This is a genomic window from Stenotrophomonas sp. STEN083, from assembly GCF_056759195.1.
Map to the genome: position 1 here is coordinate 57,518 of NZ_JBRRCU010000013.1, position 16,843 is coordinate 74,360.

Annotated in this window: 13 protein-coding genes; 8 read left to right on the forward strand and 5 right to left on the reverse strand. The window is 62.3% G+C overall.

What is annotated here, in order from left to right:
• Positions 1 to 24: 24 nt before the first annotated feature.
• On the forward strand, positions 25 to 2,109 hold the full coding sequence (locus tag ACVOK8_RS06455; protein ID WP_481566107.1) for an NHL repeat-containing protein: 2,085 nt from the start codon (positions 25 to 27) through the stop codon (positions 2,107 to 2,109).
• A gap of 72 nt (positions 2,110 to 2,181) precedes the next feature.
• Here ACVOK8_RS06455 and ACVOK8_RS06460 read toward each other — a convergent pair whose 3' ends face one another.
• From ACVOK8_RS06460 to ACVOK8_RS06480, 5 genes are all read right to left on the reverse strand, one after another.
• A complete protein-coding gene (locus ACVOK8_RS06460) occupies positions 2,182 to 2,757 on the reverse strand; it encodes a hypothetical protein (RefSeq protein ID WP_481566108.1) in 576 nt (191 codons plus the stop codon).
• On the reverse strand, positions 2,754 to 4,364 hold the full coding sequence (locus tag ACVOK8_RS06465) for a TonB-dependent receptor (protein WP_481566109.1): 1,611 nt from the start codon (positions 4,362 to 4,364) through the stop codon (positions 2,754 to 2,756). The genes ACVOK8_RS06460 and ACVOK8_RS06465 overlap by 4 nt, the downstream gene beginning before the upstream one ends.
• Positions 4,365 to 4,481: 117 nt before the next feature.
• Positions 4,482 to 5,252, reverse strand: a complete 771-nt coding sequence (locus ACVOK8_RS06470; protein ID WP_481566110.1) for a carboxypeptidase-like regulatory domain-containing protein — start codon at positions 5,250 to 5,252, stop codon at positions 4,482 to 4,484.
• A 348-nt stretch (positions 5,253 to 5,600) separates the two neighbouring features.
• Complete coding sequence (locus ACVOK8_RS06475) at positions 5,601 to 8,633, reverse strand: TonB-dependent receptor (protein ID WP_481566111.1); 3,033 nt, start codon at positions 8,631 to 8,633, stop codon at positions 5,601 to 5,603.
• 377 nt (positions 8,634 to 9,010) lie between these two features.
• A complete protein-coding gene (locus ACVOK8_RS06480; protein ID WP_481566112.1) occupies positions 9,011 to 9,385 on the reverse strand; it encodes a YciI family protein in 375 nt (124 codons plus the stop codon).
• Between the two features lie 165 nt (positions 9,386 to 9,550).
• Between ACVOK8_RS06480 and ACVOK8_RS06485 the strand changes: the two genes are divergently transcribed.
• The 7 genes from ACVOK8_RS06485 to ACVOK8_RS06515 all read left to right on the forward strand — a co-directional run bounded on the left by ACVOK8_RS06485 (position 9,551) and on the right by ACVOK8_RS06515 (position 16,696).
• On the forward strand, positions 9,551 to 9,982 hold the full coding sequence (locus ACVOK8_RS06485) for a YciI family protein (protein WP_481566113.1): 432 nt from the start codon (positions 9,551 to 9,553) through the stop codon (positions 9,980 to 9,982).
• A gap of 29 nt (positions 9,983 to 10,011) precedes the next feature.
• Positions 10,012 to 10,449, forward strand: a complete 438-nt coding sequence (locus ACVOK8_RS06490) for a VOC family protein (protein ID WP_303747698.1) — start codon at positions 10,012 to 10,014, stop codon at positions 10,447 to 10,449.
• Complete coding sequence (locus ACVOK8_RS06495) at positions 10,446 to 10,859, forward strand: VOC family protein (RefSeq protein WP_481566118.1); 414 nt, start codon at positions 10,446 to 10,448, stop codon at positions 10,857 to 10,859. Before ACVOK8_RS06490 ends, ACVOK8_RS06495 begins: the two co-directional genes overlap by 4 nt.
• Before the next feature lie 13 nt (positions 10,860 to 10,872).
• A complete protein-coding gene (locus tag ACVOK8_RS06500) occupies positions 10,873 to 11,229 on the forward strand; it encodes a DUF1428 domain-containing protein (RefSeq protein ID WP_481566114.1) in 357 nt (118 codons plus the stop codon).
• 186 nt (positions 11,230 to 11,415) lie between these two features.
• Positions 11,416 to 12,666 carry an RNA polymerase sigma factor gene (locus ACVOK8_RS06505; protein ID WP_481566115.1) on the forward strand — a complete coding sequence of 417 codons (1,251 nt, stop codon included), beginning with the start codon at positions 11,416 to 11,418 and terminating at the stop codon, positions 12,664 to 12,666.
• A 65-nt stretch (positions 12,667 to 12,731) separates the two neighbouring features.
• Positions 12,732 to 14,381, forward strand: coding sequence for a M28 family metallopeptidase (locus ACVOK8_RS06510; protein ID WP_481566116.1), 1,650 nt, complete (start codon positions 12,732 to 12,734; stop codon positions 14,379 to 14,381).
• 341 nt (positions 14,382 to 14,722) lie between these two features.
• A complete protein-coding gene (locus ACVOK8_RS06515; RefSeq protein ID WP_481566117.1) occupies positions 14,723 to 16,696 on the forward strand; it encodes a hypothetical protein in 1,974 nt (657 codons plus the stop codon).
• Positions 16,697 to 16,843 lie beyond the last annotated feature (147 nt).

Genomic DNA, 16,843 nt, shown 5'->3' on the forward strand with positions numbered 1-16,843 from the left:
GGGTCCGTAGTTGGTTGGGTGTACATGGATCGCAAACATTGGGTAATTGCCGTCATCGCAGTGACCGGCGCCGCGCTGGCTGCCACCTTCGTGTGGGCACCGCAGGCGCCCCCACCGGCTGGCCCGCCACCTACAGCGCTGGGCTGGCAGGCGCAGATCGAACTGCTGGGCGGCGACGGCGTGGCGGGTAACAGCGCCGGCAAGGCCGCACAGACCCGTTTCAGTGATCCCTGGGGGCTGGCGATGGGCGGCGGCCTGTTGTTCCTTGCCGATGCCGGCGACAACAACCGCATTCTCTACCGCGGCATGGACGGCGCCTTCCAGGTTCTGGCCGGTGGCATTGAAGGCTTTGCCGACGGGCGGGGCACTGCGGCGAGGTTCAATACGCCGTCGGGCATCGCTCTGGATGCGCAGGGCAATCTCTATGTAGCCGACACCGGCAACCACGCCATCCGCAGGATCAGCGCGCAGGGTCAGGTCACTACCGTGGCCGGTGACGGCACGCCTGGCTTCGCCGACGGCAACGGTGCGCAGGCGCGCTTCAATGGGCCGATGGGCGTGGCGGTGGGCGCGGACGGCCGCGTCTATGTCGCCGATACCTGGAATGACCGCATCCGCGTGATTGCCGCCGATGGCACGGTCAGCACCCTGGCCGGCGGTGCACTGCCGGGCTGGGAGGACGGGCAAGGCGCGCAGGCCCGTTTCGATACGCCGACCGATCTGAAGTTCGACAGCCTCGGCAACCTCTGGGTCGCCGACCTGCAGAACAACGCGCTGCGCACGGTCAGCAGCACCGGCATGGTCAGTACCCGCGTTGGCATGCCCAACGCCGATCGGGTGTTGTGGGGGCCGATGACCCTGGCCATCACCCATGACGACGTGGTCTATGTTGGCGAGCGGCTGAGCGGGCGCGTGGTGCAGTTGTCGCCGCATGGCCATCTGGTGGCCGTCGCGGGCAACGACGCGCAGCGTTTTGCGCGCCCTGCGGGATTGGCGCTGGCGCCGGATGGCAGCCTGCTGCTGAGCGACGCCGATGCATACCGTCTCCATCACCTTGTGCCACACATCGCGACGAAGGCTGATGTGCCGCCGCAGCTTGGGCCCTCGTCCGATAATCCTCTGCCTGCCAACCAGGGCCGCTGGCCATTGGCACCACAGCTGGGCTGGCATGAAGTGACCGGTACGCTGGGCGAGGTGCGTGGCAACTTCAGCGGCGAGAGCCGCCACCACCTGCACAGTGGTTTCGATGTGCGCGGTGACGTGGGCCAGACCGTGCTGGCTGTTGCCAGCGCCAAGATCAGCAGCCCGGCATCGAGCTGGTCGCTCGGTGGTCAAGCCGAGGGTCTGTCGCTGGACAAGCTCGACTACATCCATATGAAGGTTGGCCGCGACGCAGCCAACCGCGCGCTGAATCCGACGCGCATGCAGCTCGTCTACGACGAAGCCGGCCAGCTGGAACGTGTGCGCGTACGCCGCGGCACCCGCTTCCAGCCCGGTGATGCGCTGGGCAGCATCAATAACCAGGCGCATGTGCATCTTGCTGTGGGACCTTCAGGATACGAGCGCAATGCGGTGCGTCTTGGCTTCTCCAACTACGCCGATCATGTCGCTCCGAAGATCGACGACATCGCCCTGCTCGACAGCAACAACCAGCGTTTGATCGACAAGGTGGATGGCCGCCTGCAGGTGCCGCGTAATGCTGGTGGCCTGCAGTTGGTGGTGGAAGCCTGGGACCAGGTCGACAACAACTTGCCGCGACGCCGCCTTGGCCTATACAGCCTGGGCTATCAGATCCTCGATGCCAACGGCCGCGCGCTGCCCGGCTACGAACAGCCGCGTACCAATATCATCTTCAATCGCATGCCACCGCAGCGCGAAGCGGTGAAGCTGGCTTACGCGGCCGATAGCGGTATCACCGTACATGGCAGCAGCAGTACCCGCTTCCGCTATGTGTTGACCAATACCGTGCGTGATGGCTTGTTGGGAAGCGGTGAACTGCAGCCGATGGAGTTGCAGCCGGGTAACTACAGCATTCGCATCACAGCGAAGGACTACAGTGGCAATCAGGCCGTGGCCGGTAGCGCGCTCGATATCAGCATTGGCCAGTGATTGCGCGAAGGCGTCAGCTCGGTAGGCGGTGGAATGGCGGTTTGCATTGATTGGATGTGGCCACGGATGGAATCATCCGTGGCCACCTGGCTTCAGCTTGCTGCTTACCAGTCGTACTGCAGCTGCAGGCGGGCGTAGCGTGGCGTGGCGTGGTGTAGTACTTGCCGGCCCGGTAGTTGTAGAAGTCGGTGATGGTCCCGCCGAGTTGGTCGAGTACTTGGTCTCATACACCTGCAGCGGCTTGATCGAGTTGAAGGCATTGAGTACCGAAAGCTGCATGCTCAGGCCTTCGGCCCATTTCGGCTTGTAAACCACGTTGGGGCTGAAGTTGAGTGTCCACGGCGTGCGGCCAGAGCCGCCCAGTTTGGAGATGTCGTCTTCACCAATGTTGCAGGTGTGGAACACGCCGCCGTAGCCGTACTCGGCGTCGAAGGTGCCAGCACCGCCACCCAGGCAGCTGATCGGCGCGCCCGACTGCAGCTGGAGGTTGGCGCCCAGCTGCCACTCGTCGTTGAAGTTGTAACCGCCGTAAAGCTTGAAGGTATGGCGATGGTCGTTGAACAGGTAGCCATCGGCACCATACATGAGCTCGGCTAAGTCGAAGTCCGAGGTGGTGCCGGTATCGGCCTGACCATTGGTGCTCTTCACCAGGCCTTCGTAGTTGCCACTGAGCTTGGCCCAGGTGTAGTTGAGGCTGGCATACCACTTGTCGCTGTGTTTTCCGCCTCCAGCGTCAACGCCTTGTAGTAGCGCTTGGCCTTCGGGCCCAGTTTGTCGGCAGCAACGGTGAGGGTTTCGGCGCTGCCGTTACCGTCCACATCCAAGCTCAGGGTCAGGTCGCGGCCGGGGTTGTACAGATAGCAGCCCGGCAGACCTTCGCGCACGCCCCATTCACCGCCCCAGCTGGAGACGTCATAGCCGGCGTCCTCGGCGGCGTTATACAGCTGTCGGGTGTCGCAGGTGTCATCAATGACGTTGTTGACGCGGCGATAAGTGGCTTTTGCGCTCAGTGTCCATGCGTCGAGCCAGCTTCTGTCCGAGTGCAGCTCGTACTGGTAGCCGAGGATGGCCTCATCCTGCGTGTAGGGCTTCAGGCCTTTGCTGGCGACAGCCTTCGGGTCCGGTGTAGTGCCGTCTTCGCCGTTCACCAAAAAGTCGTAGGCGCCGTCGCCGTAGGAACCGGTGACGTTGGGCACGCCGGTGCCAGCGTCAAAGCCGTCGTAGCTGTAGTAGTTGTAGGTGTAGTACGAGGCTGATGCAACGCGCAGGGCAACGTTGGCGGCGATCGGCAGGGAGTAGCGGCCCAATGAGGCATACAGCTTGCTGCTGCCATCGCCGAACAGATCCCACGAGAAGCCCAGTCGCGGCTGCCAGATGTTGTCCTGTTTGACGAAGGTGGCGCCCGAGCCGTTCTTGTTCACGAACGAATCGTTGCGAACACCGACGTAGAGCATGAAGTTGTCGCTGATCTGCCAGTGATCATCCAGGTACCAGGACTTCTGGTCGATGCCGATTCCGCCACCAGTGCGGAAATTGATCAGGTAGGCATAGGATGGGGTCAGTCGCCAGTAGGCGCCCGCCGAATACGACACGCCTGCAGTGGAATTCCAGTCTTCATCGCTGTAGCCACCGCTGATCTTATGCTTGCCCAGCTGCCATTCCAGATCGAGACGAGTGTTCTTGCGCTTGTCATGGCCGCCCATCATCTTGACGACGTCAGTTGCCGCGCAACCAATCTGCGCACCGCTGGTACCGATCACGTAAGGGCATGCGCCTGCGGGACCAGTGATGTTGCCATCGTAGTAGCTCAGGGTGCCGTCAGGGCTGATTGTGAACTGCGAGTTGCGATTGCGCATCTGCCCGTACTGCAGCGACGCGGTCAAGGTGTCGGTCAAGTAGCTGGTCAATTTGAAAATGTCGGTCTGGCCGCCGCTTTTGCCCACCAGTTGGCCCAACGCTTTGGCTTTGGATGGCTCGCCGTTGCTACCAGCGCTGCTATAGGCTGCCTTGAAGTAGTCGTAGGTATAGCGGCTGCTATTGTCGAAGCCGGTGTATTCGACGTGGTTCTTGTCGTTGGGATACCAGTCCAGTTTGACCAGCCAGTACGGGGTCCTGGACTCATAGTCATAAGCAGTCGTGTCCAACGAAGCTGGAACCACCGGCGTATCCGGGGCAGCAGCATTGCGGATCTGGCTGCCAACGCGGTAGCTGTAGAGGGTCTGCTTGGAGTTGCCAAACTCTCCCAGGGCGAACACGAACAGCTTGTCTTCGATCAGCGGGCCGCCAACCCATGCGGTGTAAGTGTTGGTGCTGCTGCTGTTCCTGTCGTAGGAGCGGAGCAGACTGCCATCGGTGCAGAAGGTGTCAGGTGCTTATTCGCGTAGACCAGCGGGAATGCCGGCCCAGCTGAAGCCGCCCTTCCATTCGTTGGTGCCGCGTTTGACGTTGACCGAGGCAACACCGCCGGTGGACAAACCATACCGTGCGCCGTAACCGCCGGTCTGGACATCGAGCTGATCGATGGCCTGGAACGGCATCTCGGAGAACGACAGACTGTCGTACAGATTGGTGACGTTGAAACCGTCGACGTAGTAACTGTTTTCCGCAGCCGACGCGCCACCGAAGGAGGCTGGGCCGAAGTAGCCCGAGCTGGCAACCGTGCCTGGTGTAAGCAGCGAGATGCTGGTGATGTCGCGGCCTATCGGCAAGGTGTTGAGCTGCTCGGCAGTGAATGTAGTGCGGGTTTCAACGCTGGTAGGGTCAATCTGATTGGTCCAATGGCCTCGCACGGTTATGCGATCCAGCGAGGTGGCGCCGTCGGCAGCTGCGAAGTTGGCAGTGCTTGCTTGCCCGGCGACTACCCGCACCTTGGTAGTGCTGATCACCGTGTCGCCATCCAACGTTGATACTTCGTACTCTCCGGTAGGTAGCGCCGTGATTCGGAATCTGCCATCGGCTGCAACCTGCACCTCCCGCACAATGCCGGTTGTCAGGTTCTTCACTTGCACCCGCTGCGATGCAGGGCCATTGCCGATGATGTCGCCGGTGGTGCTCTGTGCGTAAGCCGAGGCCACGCATGCAGCGAGCATCAAAGCCAGTGTGGTGCGCTGGAACATGTTTCTGTTCTGCGTGTAGGTGCTCATCGAATCCCCTCAAAAAGTAGTTGGCAGGCGACTCTCAAACTCAAGGCTGCGATTGCCCGGCCGTTGGCGCTCACAGGTGAATTTGGCGACTCAGTCAGTTGCCTGGCAAATCACTGTGATGAATATGCGGGGTTTGAATTCTTGTAATGGGTTTCTTTCATTTGTCAATTTCGTGAGCCGTTTCTTTAGAGCGACGGAATGTTCGAAGATGAACTTGAATTTCGGTTGTTTCTGCAGATGTGGATACAGGAGCTCGCGGTGTTGCCGTCGTTGAAAAAAAACCCCGGCGCGAGGCCGGGGTTTCAAGTACTTCTTTACAGGGAGATTGCGTTGCTTCTTAACGGCCGATCAGAAATCGTAGGACGCGGACAGGCGCACTGAGCGCGGCGCGGTGTAGTAGGTGCCGATGCCGTAGGTGTTGGAGACGGTGTAGCGGCTGTCGGCGTTGTACTTGGCGTCGGACTGGACGGGCTTCAGCTCGTTGAGAACATTGAAGACATCCAGGCTGAAGGCCAGCTTGTGATCGGCGAAAGCTGGGCGATACATCACACCTAGATCAACACGCTTGGTCCACGGCTGGCGACCGGCATCACCAGGGCTCGAAGGCTGGCCTGCGCAGTAGTGATATGCAGTCCGGTAGCCCATCGGGTCACCTTCGTTGGCGCCGTAGTAACCAAGGCAGCTTTTCGGCATGCCCGACATGATCCGCAGCGTGGCCGAAGCGGTCCATTCGTCGTTGAACTGGTAGGCACCATAGCCCTTCAGCTGGTGACGACGGTCATTGGCAAGATAACCGCCGGCGTATTCCATCAGGTACGAGCCGTCCCAGTCCTGCGTCTTGGAGACATCATCCTGACCGATATCCGACTTCACCTGACCTTCGGTGTTGCCGAAGTTGCGTGACCAAGTGTAGTCCACGCGGCCGTACCAGTTGTTGGACAGCGGGTGTTCGAGGAACAGATCAATCGCGATGTAGTCACGCTTGGCCTTGTTGCCGCCGAAGCCCCAGTCGCTGCCGCTCATCTGGAATGAGGTGTAGCCTGAACCATCCAGGTGCTTGGCCAGGAAGGTGTTGGTCTTGCCCGGGTTGAAGATCGCGCAATGCGGTACGTCGAGGTTGGAGGTGTCGATCTTCATCGATTTCAGCTTCGCGAACATGCTAGCCGGATCACAGATGTCGTCGATGGCCGACTGCAGACGACGGTAGGTGAACTTGGCGCCGGTGTTCCAGGCAGAACCGATGGTCTTCTCGAAGCCGAGGATCAGCTCATCCTGATACTGCGACTTCAGGTCGGTCGGAGCCACCGAGGCCGGATCTGGGGTCGCACCATATTCGCCGTTGGAAGACACGGGACCCGGGCCGAGCGCGGTCAGGCCGGTGGGGTTGCCGTTGGCGTCGATACCGGTGTAGTTGAAGTACTCGTAGGTAAAGGTTGAAGCCGAGGCTCCGCGGATGGCGACGCTGTTCGGCAGGGCGAGGTAGTAGCGGCCCAGGTTGGCGAATACCTTCAGCGAGGAATCACCGAATACGTCCCAGGTTGCGCCCAAGCGCGGAGCCCACTGGTCGCCGCTGTCAACGTAAGGCTGGGCGGCGCTGTTGTAGTTGGTGAACTTGTCATTGCGCACACCCAAGGTCAGCAGCCAGTTCGGCGTCACCTGCCAGCGGTCCTCCAGATAATAGGCCTTCTGCTTGACGGACATGCTGGTGGTGGTGGAAAGGATGTACTTGGAGACGTAGTAACCATCACCACCTGGCGCACCGACACCCAGTGTCGGAGAGATGGCTGAGTTCGGGGACAGTGACTTGGAATAGATCCAGGCATAGCCCGGGCCGGTGACGTGCTCGCCTTCGTTGTGAGCATTGAAGTACATGTTGTCGATACCACCGGTCAGCTGGTGGTCGCCAATGCGGTACTCCAGGTCCACGCGCAGGCCGCGGGTCTTGCTGCCAGCGTCGTCTGCCTTGGTGTACAGGCTGGCCTGGTCGTTGCGGATCGTGCTGTTACCGTTGGTAGCGGGGTTCTGGTTGGCCACGCCATTGAGGTACGGATTGGCCGAGTTGCCTGGGTTGGTCTGCAGGTTCACTTCCTTGCTGCGGCCCCAGACGGCACTCAGGGTCAGGTCGTCAGTGATGTAGCTGGTGTACTTGAAGATGTCGAAGTCATCTTTGATCTTGATCGTGTCGGCATAGGTGCTGGCACGGCCACCTTCGGAGAAGTCGGCGTAGTTGAACGAATTGTGGTAACCCGCCTGGCGATCGGTCGTCTGGAAACGGGTGTATTCCAACGTGTTGTTATCGTTGATGTTCCAGTCGATCTTGCCGTAGAACTTCGGCGCGCTGTAGCTGTAGTGATTGCGTACCTGCTGCGACGCGACACGGTTGGCAGTTGAGACGCCATCGGTCTTGTCCGATTCACCGGAGACGTGAATGAACAGACGGTCGTCGATCAGCGGGCCGCTTGCATAGCCGCTGTAGGTGGTGCGGGTTGCAGTATCACCATCACGGTAGCGATAGAGCGTGCCAGGGCGGGAGGTGTTGATATAGCCGTAACGGTCCGGCAGATCGTAGTCAGGGTAGTTGATGTCGCGCGGGGAGGCGGCAAGGCTGTCCGGTGCCCAGGTTACTTGCGCGCCGAAATGCCATTCATTGGTGCCGCGCTTGCCCAGCTGGTTGAGCACGCCGCCGGTCGAGCGACCGTAGCGCGAGCTGTAGCCGCCGGTGTAGGTTTCCTGCTGGTCAATCGAGCCGTAGGGAAGGCTGATGCCACCCAGGTTGTTCAACGGATTGGAAGCATTGAAACCGTTGAGGTAATACGCGTTCTCGGTGACGCTGGAGCCACCGAACGACAGCACGGAGCGGGAACCATTGGTGAACTGGCCGCTACCCGCGACAACGCCCGGCGCCAGCAGCGCGATGGCTTCTGCGCTGCGACCAAGCGGCAGCACGTCAAGCTGTTCGGAGGTGATGACCGACTTGGAGACCGTATTGCTGACGTCGATCTTTGGGATGTTGGCCGCGGTGACGGTCACCGCATCCAGGGTGGTTGCGCCACCGGGGGCACCGAAGGAAACCTCGGTGCCCGAGCCTACACGCAGCTGCACGTTCTCGCGCTTGTCGACAATCTGGCCATCGCGTTCCAGGCTGACGGAGTACTTGCCGACCGGGAGCGAGCCGAGGTTGTAGCGGCCATTGGCATCAACCGCAGCGCTGCGCTTGAGGCCGGATTCGTTCTGGACGGTGATGGTGGCACCGGCGGCGGCAGGGGCGTTGCCGAACAGGGAGCCGGTAGTGCTCTGGGCAGCGGCGGCGCCGATGACGGAGGTGAGGACGATGGCCAGCGCGGTGCGCTTGAGCCGGGTGACGTTAGTGCTGCGGGTCATCAAATTTCCTTGGTTCATTGATTTAGCAAACTGCTGTTGCAACCGCGCTGCACTGAAATGTAGTTTTCGTTACAGCTGAACGAAATCTTAATTTCACTTGTACGCAATTTACAATCTCAGCTGCAACTAATTGCAAGTGGTTGAAATTGATAAAAAAATAGATTTGTCATGAGAGTTTGCCCGCGTTCATATTTCTGCCTCACGCTTGCTCGCAGATTCCGTACTTGTGCGTATTGACTGAATGTTGGGCGCAAAAAACCCGCCAACGCGGCGGGTTCGGGAGGTTCAAGATGCCAGTGGTCAGTGCGAAGAGACTGCAGCGGTAACTTGTCGGGATGCGTGGGGCCGGCTGCATGGACGGCGCCAGCCGGCGCCTGTCACGCCCCCACCCGCGCCCGCTCCACATCCAGATCATCCACCGCCCGCACCTCGATGCTGCCGTAAGCCGCCCACGGAAATTGCCGGGCGATGCGCATGGCCTCATCGGAATCCGCCGCTTCGATCAGATTGAAACCGGCCAGGATTTCGCGGGTCTCCGCAAACGGGCCGTCGATGATCCGCGACTGGCCCTGACGGCTGCGCAGGGTCTGTGCGCTGGCTGGAGGCTGCAGACGTTGCGACATCAGCAAGGTGCCTTGCGCCTGCAAGGCATCGGCATGTTGCAGGCAGCCGCGCATCAGCGCGTCGTAGTCATCGCCAGGCAGGGTCTGCAGCAGTTGCGGGTCGATGTAGATCAACAACATGAACTTCATGGGTCCGGCCTTGCGCAAGGAAGGGGCACATCATGTCGCATCACGCCTGCTGCATTGCCGCATAAATGAGTTCATAAAAAGACCGCGCAGTCTTGTCGAGATTGTCTGCTGTGCTTCGTCGTACCTGATGTAAAGCGGGCATGCCGCCTGCAACGGAGCACGGCAATGAAAGTGATGGTGCTGGTGAAAGCGACACCCGAGACCGAGGCCGGGGTGATGCCAACGCAGGCGGAAATCGCCGCGATGGGAGCCTTCAACCAGGAGCTGGTGAAGGCCGGAATCATGCTGGCCGGCGAGGGCTTGAAGCCCACGTCGCAGGCCGCGCGGGTGCGTTTCGCCGCCGAGGGCCGCAGCGTGATCGACGGTCCGTTCGCTGAAACCCGCGAGCTCGTTGCCGGCTTCTGGCTGTGGCAGGTGCGCTCCCTGGACGAGGCGGTGGAGTGGCTCAAGCGTGCCCCGTTCACTCCGACCAACGGCAGTGCGGTGGAAGTGGAGATCCGCCCGTTCTTCGAAGCTGAAGATTTCGGCGCGGCCTTCACTCCGGAATTGCAGGCACAGGAGCAGCGTTTACGCGAGCAGATCGAACGCAACAACTGACCCCAACCCCGAGCAGCAGGAGCAGGACAATGAAATTGATTCCGTTTTTGGGCTTCAATGGCCAGACCCACGAGGCGATGGCGTTCTACGCCAAGGCGTTGGGTGGCACGGTGGTGTCGGAAATGAAGTACAGCGACATGCCGCCCAGTCCGGACATGGATGCGGAGGGTTGTGGCGGCTTCATGCCGCAAGCGGATCAGGTCGCGCACTGCCAGGTTGAAGCCGGCGGCGCCACGTTGATGGCCGCCGATGGTCCGCAAGCTGATGGCAGCTGTGCCACCACCATCAATGTCGACGTAGACAGCATCGAGGAAGCCGAGCGCGTGTTCGCGGCCCTGGCCGAAGGTGGGCAGGTGCAGATGGCCTTGGCTGAGACCTTCTGGGCGCATCGCTGGGGAATGTTGCTGGACCGCTACGGCAAGCCGTGGATGGTCAACTGCATGAAGCCGATGCCGGCGGAGGGCTGAGCATGGGCAACCCGCAGATGATCTTCGTCAATCTCGCAGTGCGTGACCTGCAGGCGTCCAGGACGTTCTTTGCTGCGCTGGGTTACAGCTTCAACCCGCAGTTCAGCGATGACAACGCGGCCTGCATGGTGATCAGCGACAGCATCTTCGTGATGCTGCTGGTGGAGCCGTTCTTCCAGACCTTCACCAACAAACCTTTGGCCGATGCGCGCAAGCAGACCGAGGTGATCACTTGTTTGTCGGCAGTCAGCCGGCCAGCGGTTGATGAGCTGGTGGACAAGGCCTTGGCCGCAGGTGGCAGCGAACCGATGCCGGCGCGTGACTACGGCTTCATGTACCAACGCGGCTTCGCCGATCTTGATGGCCACCTGTGGGAAATCGCCCATATGGATGGCGAGCCGGGTCAATAACCAGGAGACGATCATGGCTTACGTGGATGGATATGTATTGCCGGTACCCAGCGCCAGGCTGGGCGAGTACAAGCGGATGGCGCGCAAGGCCGGCAAAGTGTGGAAAGAACACGGTGCCTTGGCATATGTCGAAGCAGTGGCCGAGGATGTGAAGCCTGGCAAGCGCACTTCATTTCCGCAGGCGGTGAAGCTGAAGGAAGACGAAGTGGTGGTGTTTGCCTACGTGCTGTTCCGCTCGCGTGCGCATCGTGACAAGGTCAATGCCAAGGCGATGGCCGATCCACGCTTGGCCGGCATGGGGCCGCAGAACATGCCGTTTGATGGCAGGCGTATGTTCTGGGGCGGCTTCAAGCCGTTCGTGCAGTTGTGAGCTTCTGCTCCCTCCCTTGCGCCGAAGGCGGAGGGGAGGGCTGGGGAGGGGTTGGCTTTTGTTTTGCGCCCCGGTGATGGAAGTTTCCCTGATCGTATGCATCACCAGCTTCGCGGCTGACGCCGCTCCTACAACGACGCACTCCGCACTTGCGGCAGTCGCACCGCGATGCTCTGATCGCTGCCTATGACCGATCCACACCTGCAGCGACTGCTCGACACCCTTTGGCGCATGGAATCGCCGCGCCTGGTAGCGCGCTTGGCACGCATGCTCGGCGATCTCGACAGCGCTGAAGAACTTGCGCAGGACGCGTTGGTCGCGGCATTGGAGCATTGGCCCAGGCAAGGCATTCCCGACAATCCAGCCGCCTGGTTGATGGCCACCGCGCAGCGGCGTGCAATCGACCGGCTGCGGCAACGGCGCCTGCATGCGCAGCGACAGTTGCAGGTCATCGACGAACAACAGGACTACGCCATGGGCGCGGATCAGTCCGACCATCTGGATGACATCGGTGACGATCTGCTTCGGCTGGTATTTGTCGCCTGCCATCCAGAGTTGCCCGCCGACGCCCGGGTCGCGTTGACCTTGCGTCTGCTATGTGGCTTGAGTACCGCTGAAATCGCGCGTGCCTATCTGGTCCCCGAACCGACCATCGCCCAGCGCATCGTCCGCGCCAAGCGTCTGTTGGCTGAGCGCAAGGTGCCATTCGAAGTGCCGCGTCTGCAGGAGCTGGCGCCACGTCTGCGGTCGGTGCTGGATGTGGTCTATCTGGTGTTCAACGAAGGCTATACCGCAAGCAGTGGCGAGGACTGGACGCGGCCGGCGTTGTGCGAAGAAGCGCTGCGGCTGTGCAGGGTGCTGACCGGGCTGATGCCGAGCACGGTATCGGTACTTGGCCTGTTGGCCTTGATGGAGCTGCAGGCCTCGCGTCTGCGCGCCCGCGTGGCGGCCGATGGCTCGGCCGTGCTGTTGCTGGATCAGGACCGCAGCCGTTGGGATTGGCTGCAGATCGCGCGCGGCCAAGCCGCATTGGATCAGGCAATGACACTGGGCGGCGCGGACGATGCTTACGTATTGCAGGCAGGTATCGCTGCTTGTCATGCGCGCGCACGGCAAGCCGAACAGACCGATTGGCAGGCTATCGCTGATTTGTATGCGCGGTTGGTCGAGGTGATGCCTTCGCCGGTGGTGGAACTCAATCGTGTGGTGGCAGTGGCGCAGGTCCAGGGCCCGGCGCCGGCTTGGGTCTTGCTGCAGGCGCTGGTCGATGATCCGCAACTGCAGGGCTATGCGCCGCTGCAGGCCGTACGCGGCGATCTGCTGGCGCGGCTTGGGCGCGGACCCGAAGCGCGGCAGGCATTCGAGCAGGCCGCAGAGCTGAGCAGCAATGCCCGCGAGCGCGAGGCGCTGTTGAGCCGTGCGGCAACCCTGCAATAAGACACTGCACATCAACGTGCTGGGCTGGCTACACTCCAACGGTTGCCTTACCACTGGAGTACAGCGTGAAACGAGTCGTAATCAGCCTGCTGGCGATGTCGGTATCCACGGCCTTGATGGCTGCCCCGCCCAAGTTCGATGGCGCGCGCATCTCGGCAGACGTCCGCGAGCTCGCCTCTGACGCCTATGAAGGCCGTTCCCCGGCGACTGCGGGCGAGGAAAAGACCATCGCTTTCCTGAGCAAGCAGTTCGCCGCTGCTGGCATGCAGCCCGGCGGCGACCTGCAGGACGGCAAGCGCCTGTGGACCCAGGCTGTGCCGCTGCTGAAGGGCGACATCGTTGGCAAGCCGGTGCTGTCGCTGAGCAGCCAGGGCAAGCCGCAGACGCTGACCCAGGGCCAGGAAATCGCCGTGCGCGCGGCCATGAACGGCGCCAGTGCGGTGGATATCAGCAATGCGCCGATGGTGTTCCTGGGCTATGGCGTCAAGGCGCCGGAGCGCAACTGGGACGACTTCAAGGGCGTGGACCTGAAGGGCAAGATCGCCGTGGTGCTTATCAACGACCCGGATTTCGAGACCGGCGCCGGTGATTTCGACGGCAAGGGCATGACCTATTACGGCCGCTGGACCTACAAGTACGAAGAAGGCGCGCGCCAGGGCGCAGCCGGCGTACTGATCGTGCACGAAACCGCACCGGCCTCCTATGGCTGGGCGACGGTGGCCGGCTCCAATACCAACACCATGTTCGACGTGGTCCGGCAGAACCCGGCCGAGGCGCATCCGGCGCTGGAAGGCTGGATCCAGCGTGACCTGGCGGTGGAGCTGTTCAAGCGTGCCGGACTGGATTTCGAAACGCTGAAGAAGCAAGCACAGTCGCGTGATTTCCAGCCGGTGGAGCTGAAGGGCGAAACCTTCTCTGCCAACTACCAGGTCAAGAACGAAGTCATCACCTCGCACAATGTGGTCGCGCGCCTGGAAGGCAGCACCTACCCGGATGAAACCGTCATCTATTCCGGGCACTGGGATCACATCGGTGTCGGTGAGCCGGATGCGCGCGGTGACCGCATCTTCAATGGTGCGATGGACAACGCTTCCGGCACCGCCGCACTGGTCGAGCTGGCGCGTGGTTTCGCCACCCAGCCCAAGCCGCAGCGCTCGGTGCTGTTCCTCGCCGTGACCGCGGAAGAAAAAGGCCTGCTGGGCTCGGAGTACTACGCCAGCAACCCGTTGTATCCGCTGGCCAAGACGGTTGCGGTGATCAACATGGACGGCATGTCGCCGTACAGCCCATCGCGCGACTTCGGCATCTACGGTACCGCCAAGGTGGAACTGCTGGACCAGCTCAAGGACGTGGCCAAGGGGTGGGACATCCGCTACACCCCGGACACCAAGCCGGAAGCCGGCCTGTTCTTCCGCTCCGATCACTTCCCGTTCGCCAAGCGCGGCGTGCCGGCGCTGTCGTACGGCGCAGGGCAGGACTGGATTGATGGTGGCGTCGCCGCTGGCAAGAAGGCCTCCGACGAGTACACCGCCAAGCGCTACCACCAGCAGGGCGACGAATGGCAGGCCGACTGGACCTTCGCCGGTGCCGCGCGTGACCTGGAAGTGCTGTACACCCTGGGCGAGAAGCTGGCCAACTCGCGCGACTGGCCGAACTGGAGCCCGGAAGAGAGTTTCCGCGCGACGCGCGATGGGAGTGCGGCTGAGCGTAAGTAAGGCTTGAGCGTTTTGAAGGCTTGAAGGCTTTAAAGGCTTTGAAGCCCCTCTCCCGCGTGCGGGGTGAGAGGGGCAGGGTGCGAACCACAGGTTCGCTGCCCATCGAACGCCCTTGCGCCAGCGCAAGGGCCGGGGCGCGGAGCGGGGGTTGGGGTGAGGGCAGCTTTTGCTTTGGAGCACAGCGATCCTTCGCTTGAGGCTCTACCGGCAAAGCCCCTGCCGAGCATGGCTCGGCACTACAAGCCCCTCTCCCTCCGGGAGAGGGGTTGGGGTGAGGGCAGGGGACCCATAAATACATACAGCCCCCAAGAATCCCGCCACCGCACCATCAAGGAAGACCCATGACAAATACCAGCGCCTGCCGCGCGATCCTGTGCTTGGCCGGTATCACCTCTTCGTTGTTGGCCTCCGCTGCGCCCTTGCCGGCAAACTGGCAGCTGCTGCCCACAGCCCAACAGGAAGCAGAGAAAGGCCTGCCTGCGGCCCTGCAGGCGCCGCTGCTGGCAAAGAACCAGCGCCCGCTGCAGCAGGTCGAGTTGCTGGTGGCATTGCCGTTCGAGCAGGTGTTGCCGGTGGTGCAGGCCAGCCTGGCACCGCTGGGCAAATTCAATGCGCCAGTACAGCGCACCCGCGTGGCCTACATGGATCACGGCTGGGGCAATGTGTTGATCGCGCGCCGTCCTGAGCTGAAGGCCGACTTCATCCGTCGCTACCGCATGCCGGCATTGCAAACGGCGGTGGAGCAGGGCGCATTGCTGGCCGAGGAACTGCCGCTGCGCGAGCAGCGCCTGCAGCGCGACCCCACGGTCGATGCGATGAGCGACAAGCTGGCTGAACTGCAGGGCAGCTTTACCAGCTGGCAGGCCAGCGCCGAACAGAAACACGGTGTACTCGGTCGCGCCAGAAGCACAATCGAAGTGCGGGTCATGCAGGTCGACGAAGCACTGGGCAAACCGGCTACGGTCATCACCCTGAGCCGCACCGACGACTGGCCAAATCCGAACGGCGGCATCGTCGACCAGCTGCGCGAGTTCAACGTGATGGGCGGGGGACCCTCGCCACGTCTGAGCCGCCGTCGCGTGCCGGAGGCGGTGTTCACGCCGGTGTACGACGCCGTGCGCGCACTGCCCGGCGCTGCGCTGCAGATCGGTGTCAGCGCCAGCGATTGGCAGCTGCCTGCGCAGGCAGACACTCGCATCGTCGAGCCGACCTTGACGGCGCCGGGCGGCAACAAGGACGCGACCGCAGCGCAACGTCTGTTGCCCTTCGGCAGTGGTGACTACTACGACATGCGGCCGCTGGCCGATGGCAGCGTACTCCTGCTCAGCAGCTATCCCGAGGCCTTGTGGCGCTGGGCGCCGGGCATGGGCGACAAGCCGCAGCGCCTGTGGCAAGCCAGTGCGGATGGCGGTCGCGCTGGTCTGAGCGTGGACCCGCAGGGCCGCACTGCCTGGCTGGCGGTACAACAGCAGATCGTGGAGTACAGCCTGGATCAGCAACGTGCGCTGGCGCATCCACTGCGCTGGGCAGCCGGTGTGCGTCAGCCGATCAGCGGCGGCTGGAAGTGGATGCAGGATGCGCAGGGCAGGCCGGTGCCGTACGACCATGCCCTGGACGGCGGTGGTGTGATCCGCGATGTGCTGCGCGTGCTTGAGCCGCAGGCGACGCCATCGACCGATGGTGAGCCGTGGATCTATGCGCAGCGTTTCGATGCGCCACGGCAAGGCGTGGTTGGCGGCTATCCGGGCAACTCGCTGGTCAAGCCTGTGCGCTGGGACGGGCAGGGGCAGGGCTTCTGGATCGAGGACCCGGCGGGCTTGACCGAACTGGATGGCACGACCGGGCGGGTCAGTCGTGTACTTAAGTTGCCGCGCCGCTTTGGCATGGTGGATGGCAATGACGACACCGGCATGGCGCAGTGGGTGCCAGCGCCGTTTGGTTCGGCCAAAGGTGGTTGGGTTGCGGTCGGCTTTGTGCTGATGGAAGGCAACCGCCGCGATCCGGGTATGCATGTGGTGGATCTGGCCAGCGGCAAGCTGCGGCATTCATTGGCACTGCCGGGGCTGAACGCATTGAATGCGGCAACGGCCTCGGCCGATGGACGCCTGCTGGCCCTGGGCGGCAACGAAGGCGGCACCCCAGTGCTGGCGGTGTGGAACCTTGAGTCGGGGCAGTCGCTGTCATTGAATGCCAGCCGCTCCGCCTGCTGGGACCTGCGCCAGCTGCATTGGGCGCCGCAGGGTGACGCGCTGATCGGCCTGTGTGGCGACGGTGTGGCGCGTTGGGCGCTGCCCGGCGAATGGCGGCCCAGGTAGTGCCCAGCCATGCTCGGCAGGGGCTCTACCGATAGATCCATGTAGTGCCGAGCCGGGGACGGCCGCTAGGGGTAAGGGGCTTAGCCCGCAGAAGCCCCGCAAGGGGCAAAGAGCATGGGGCCGACGTAGAAATAACCGGGAGCCACC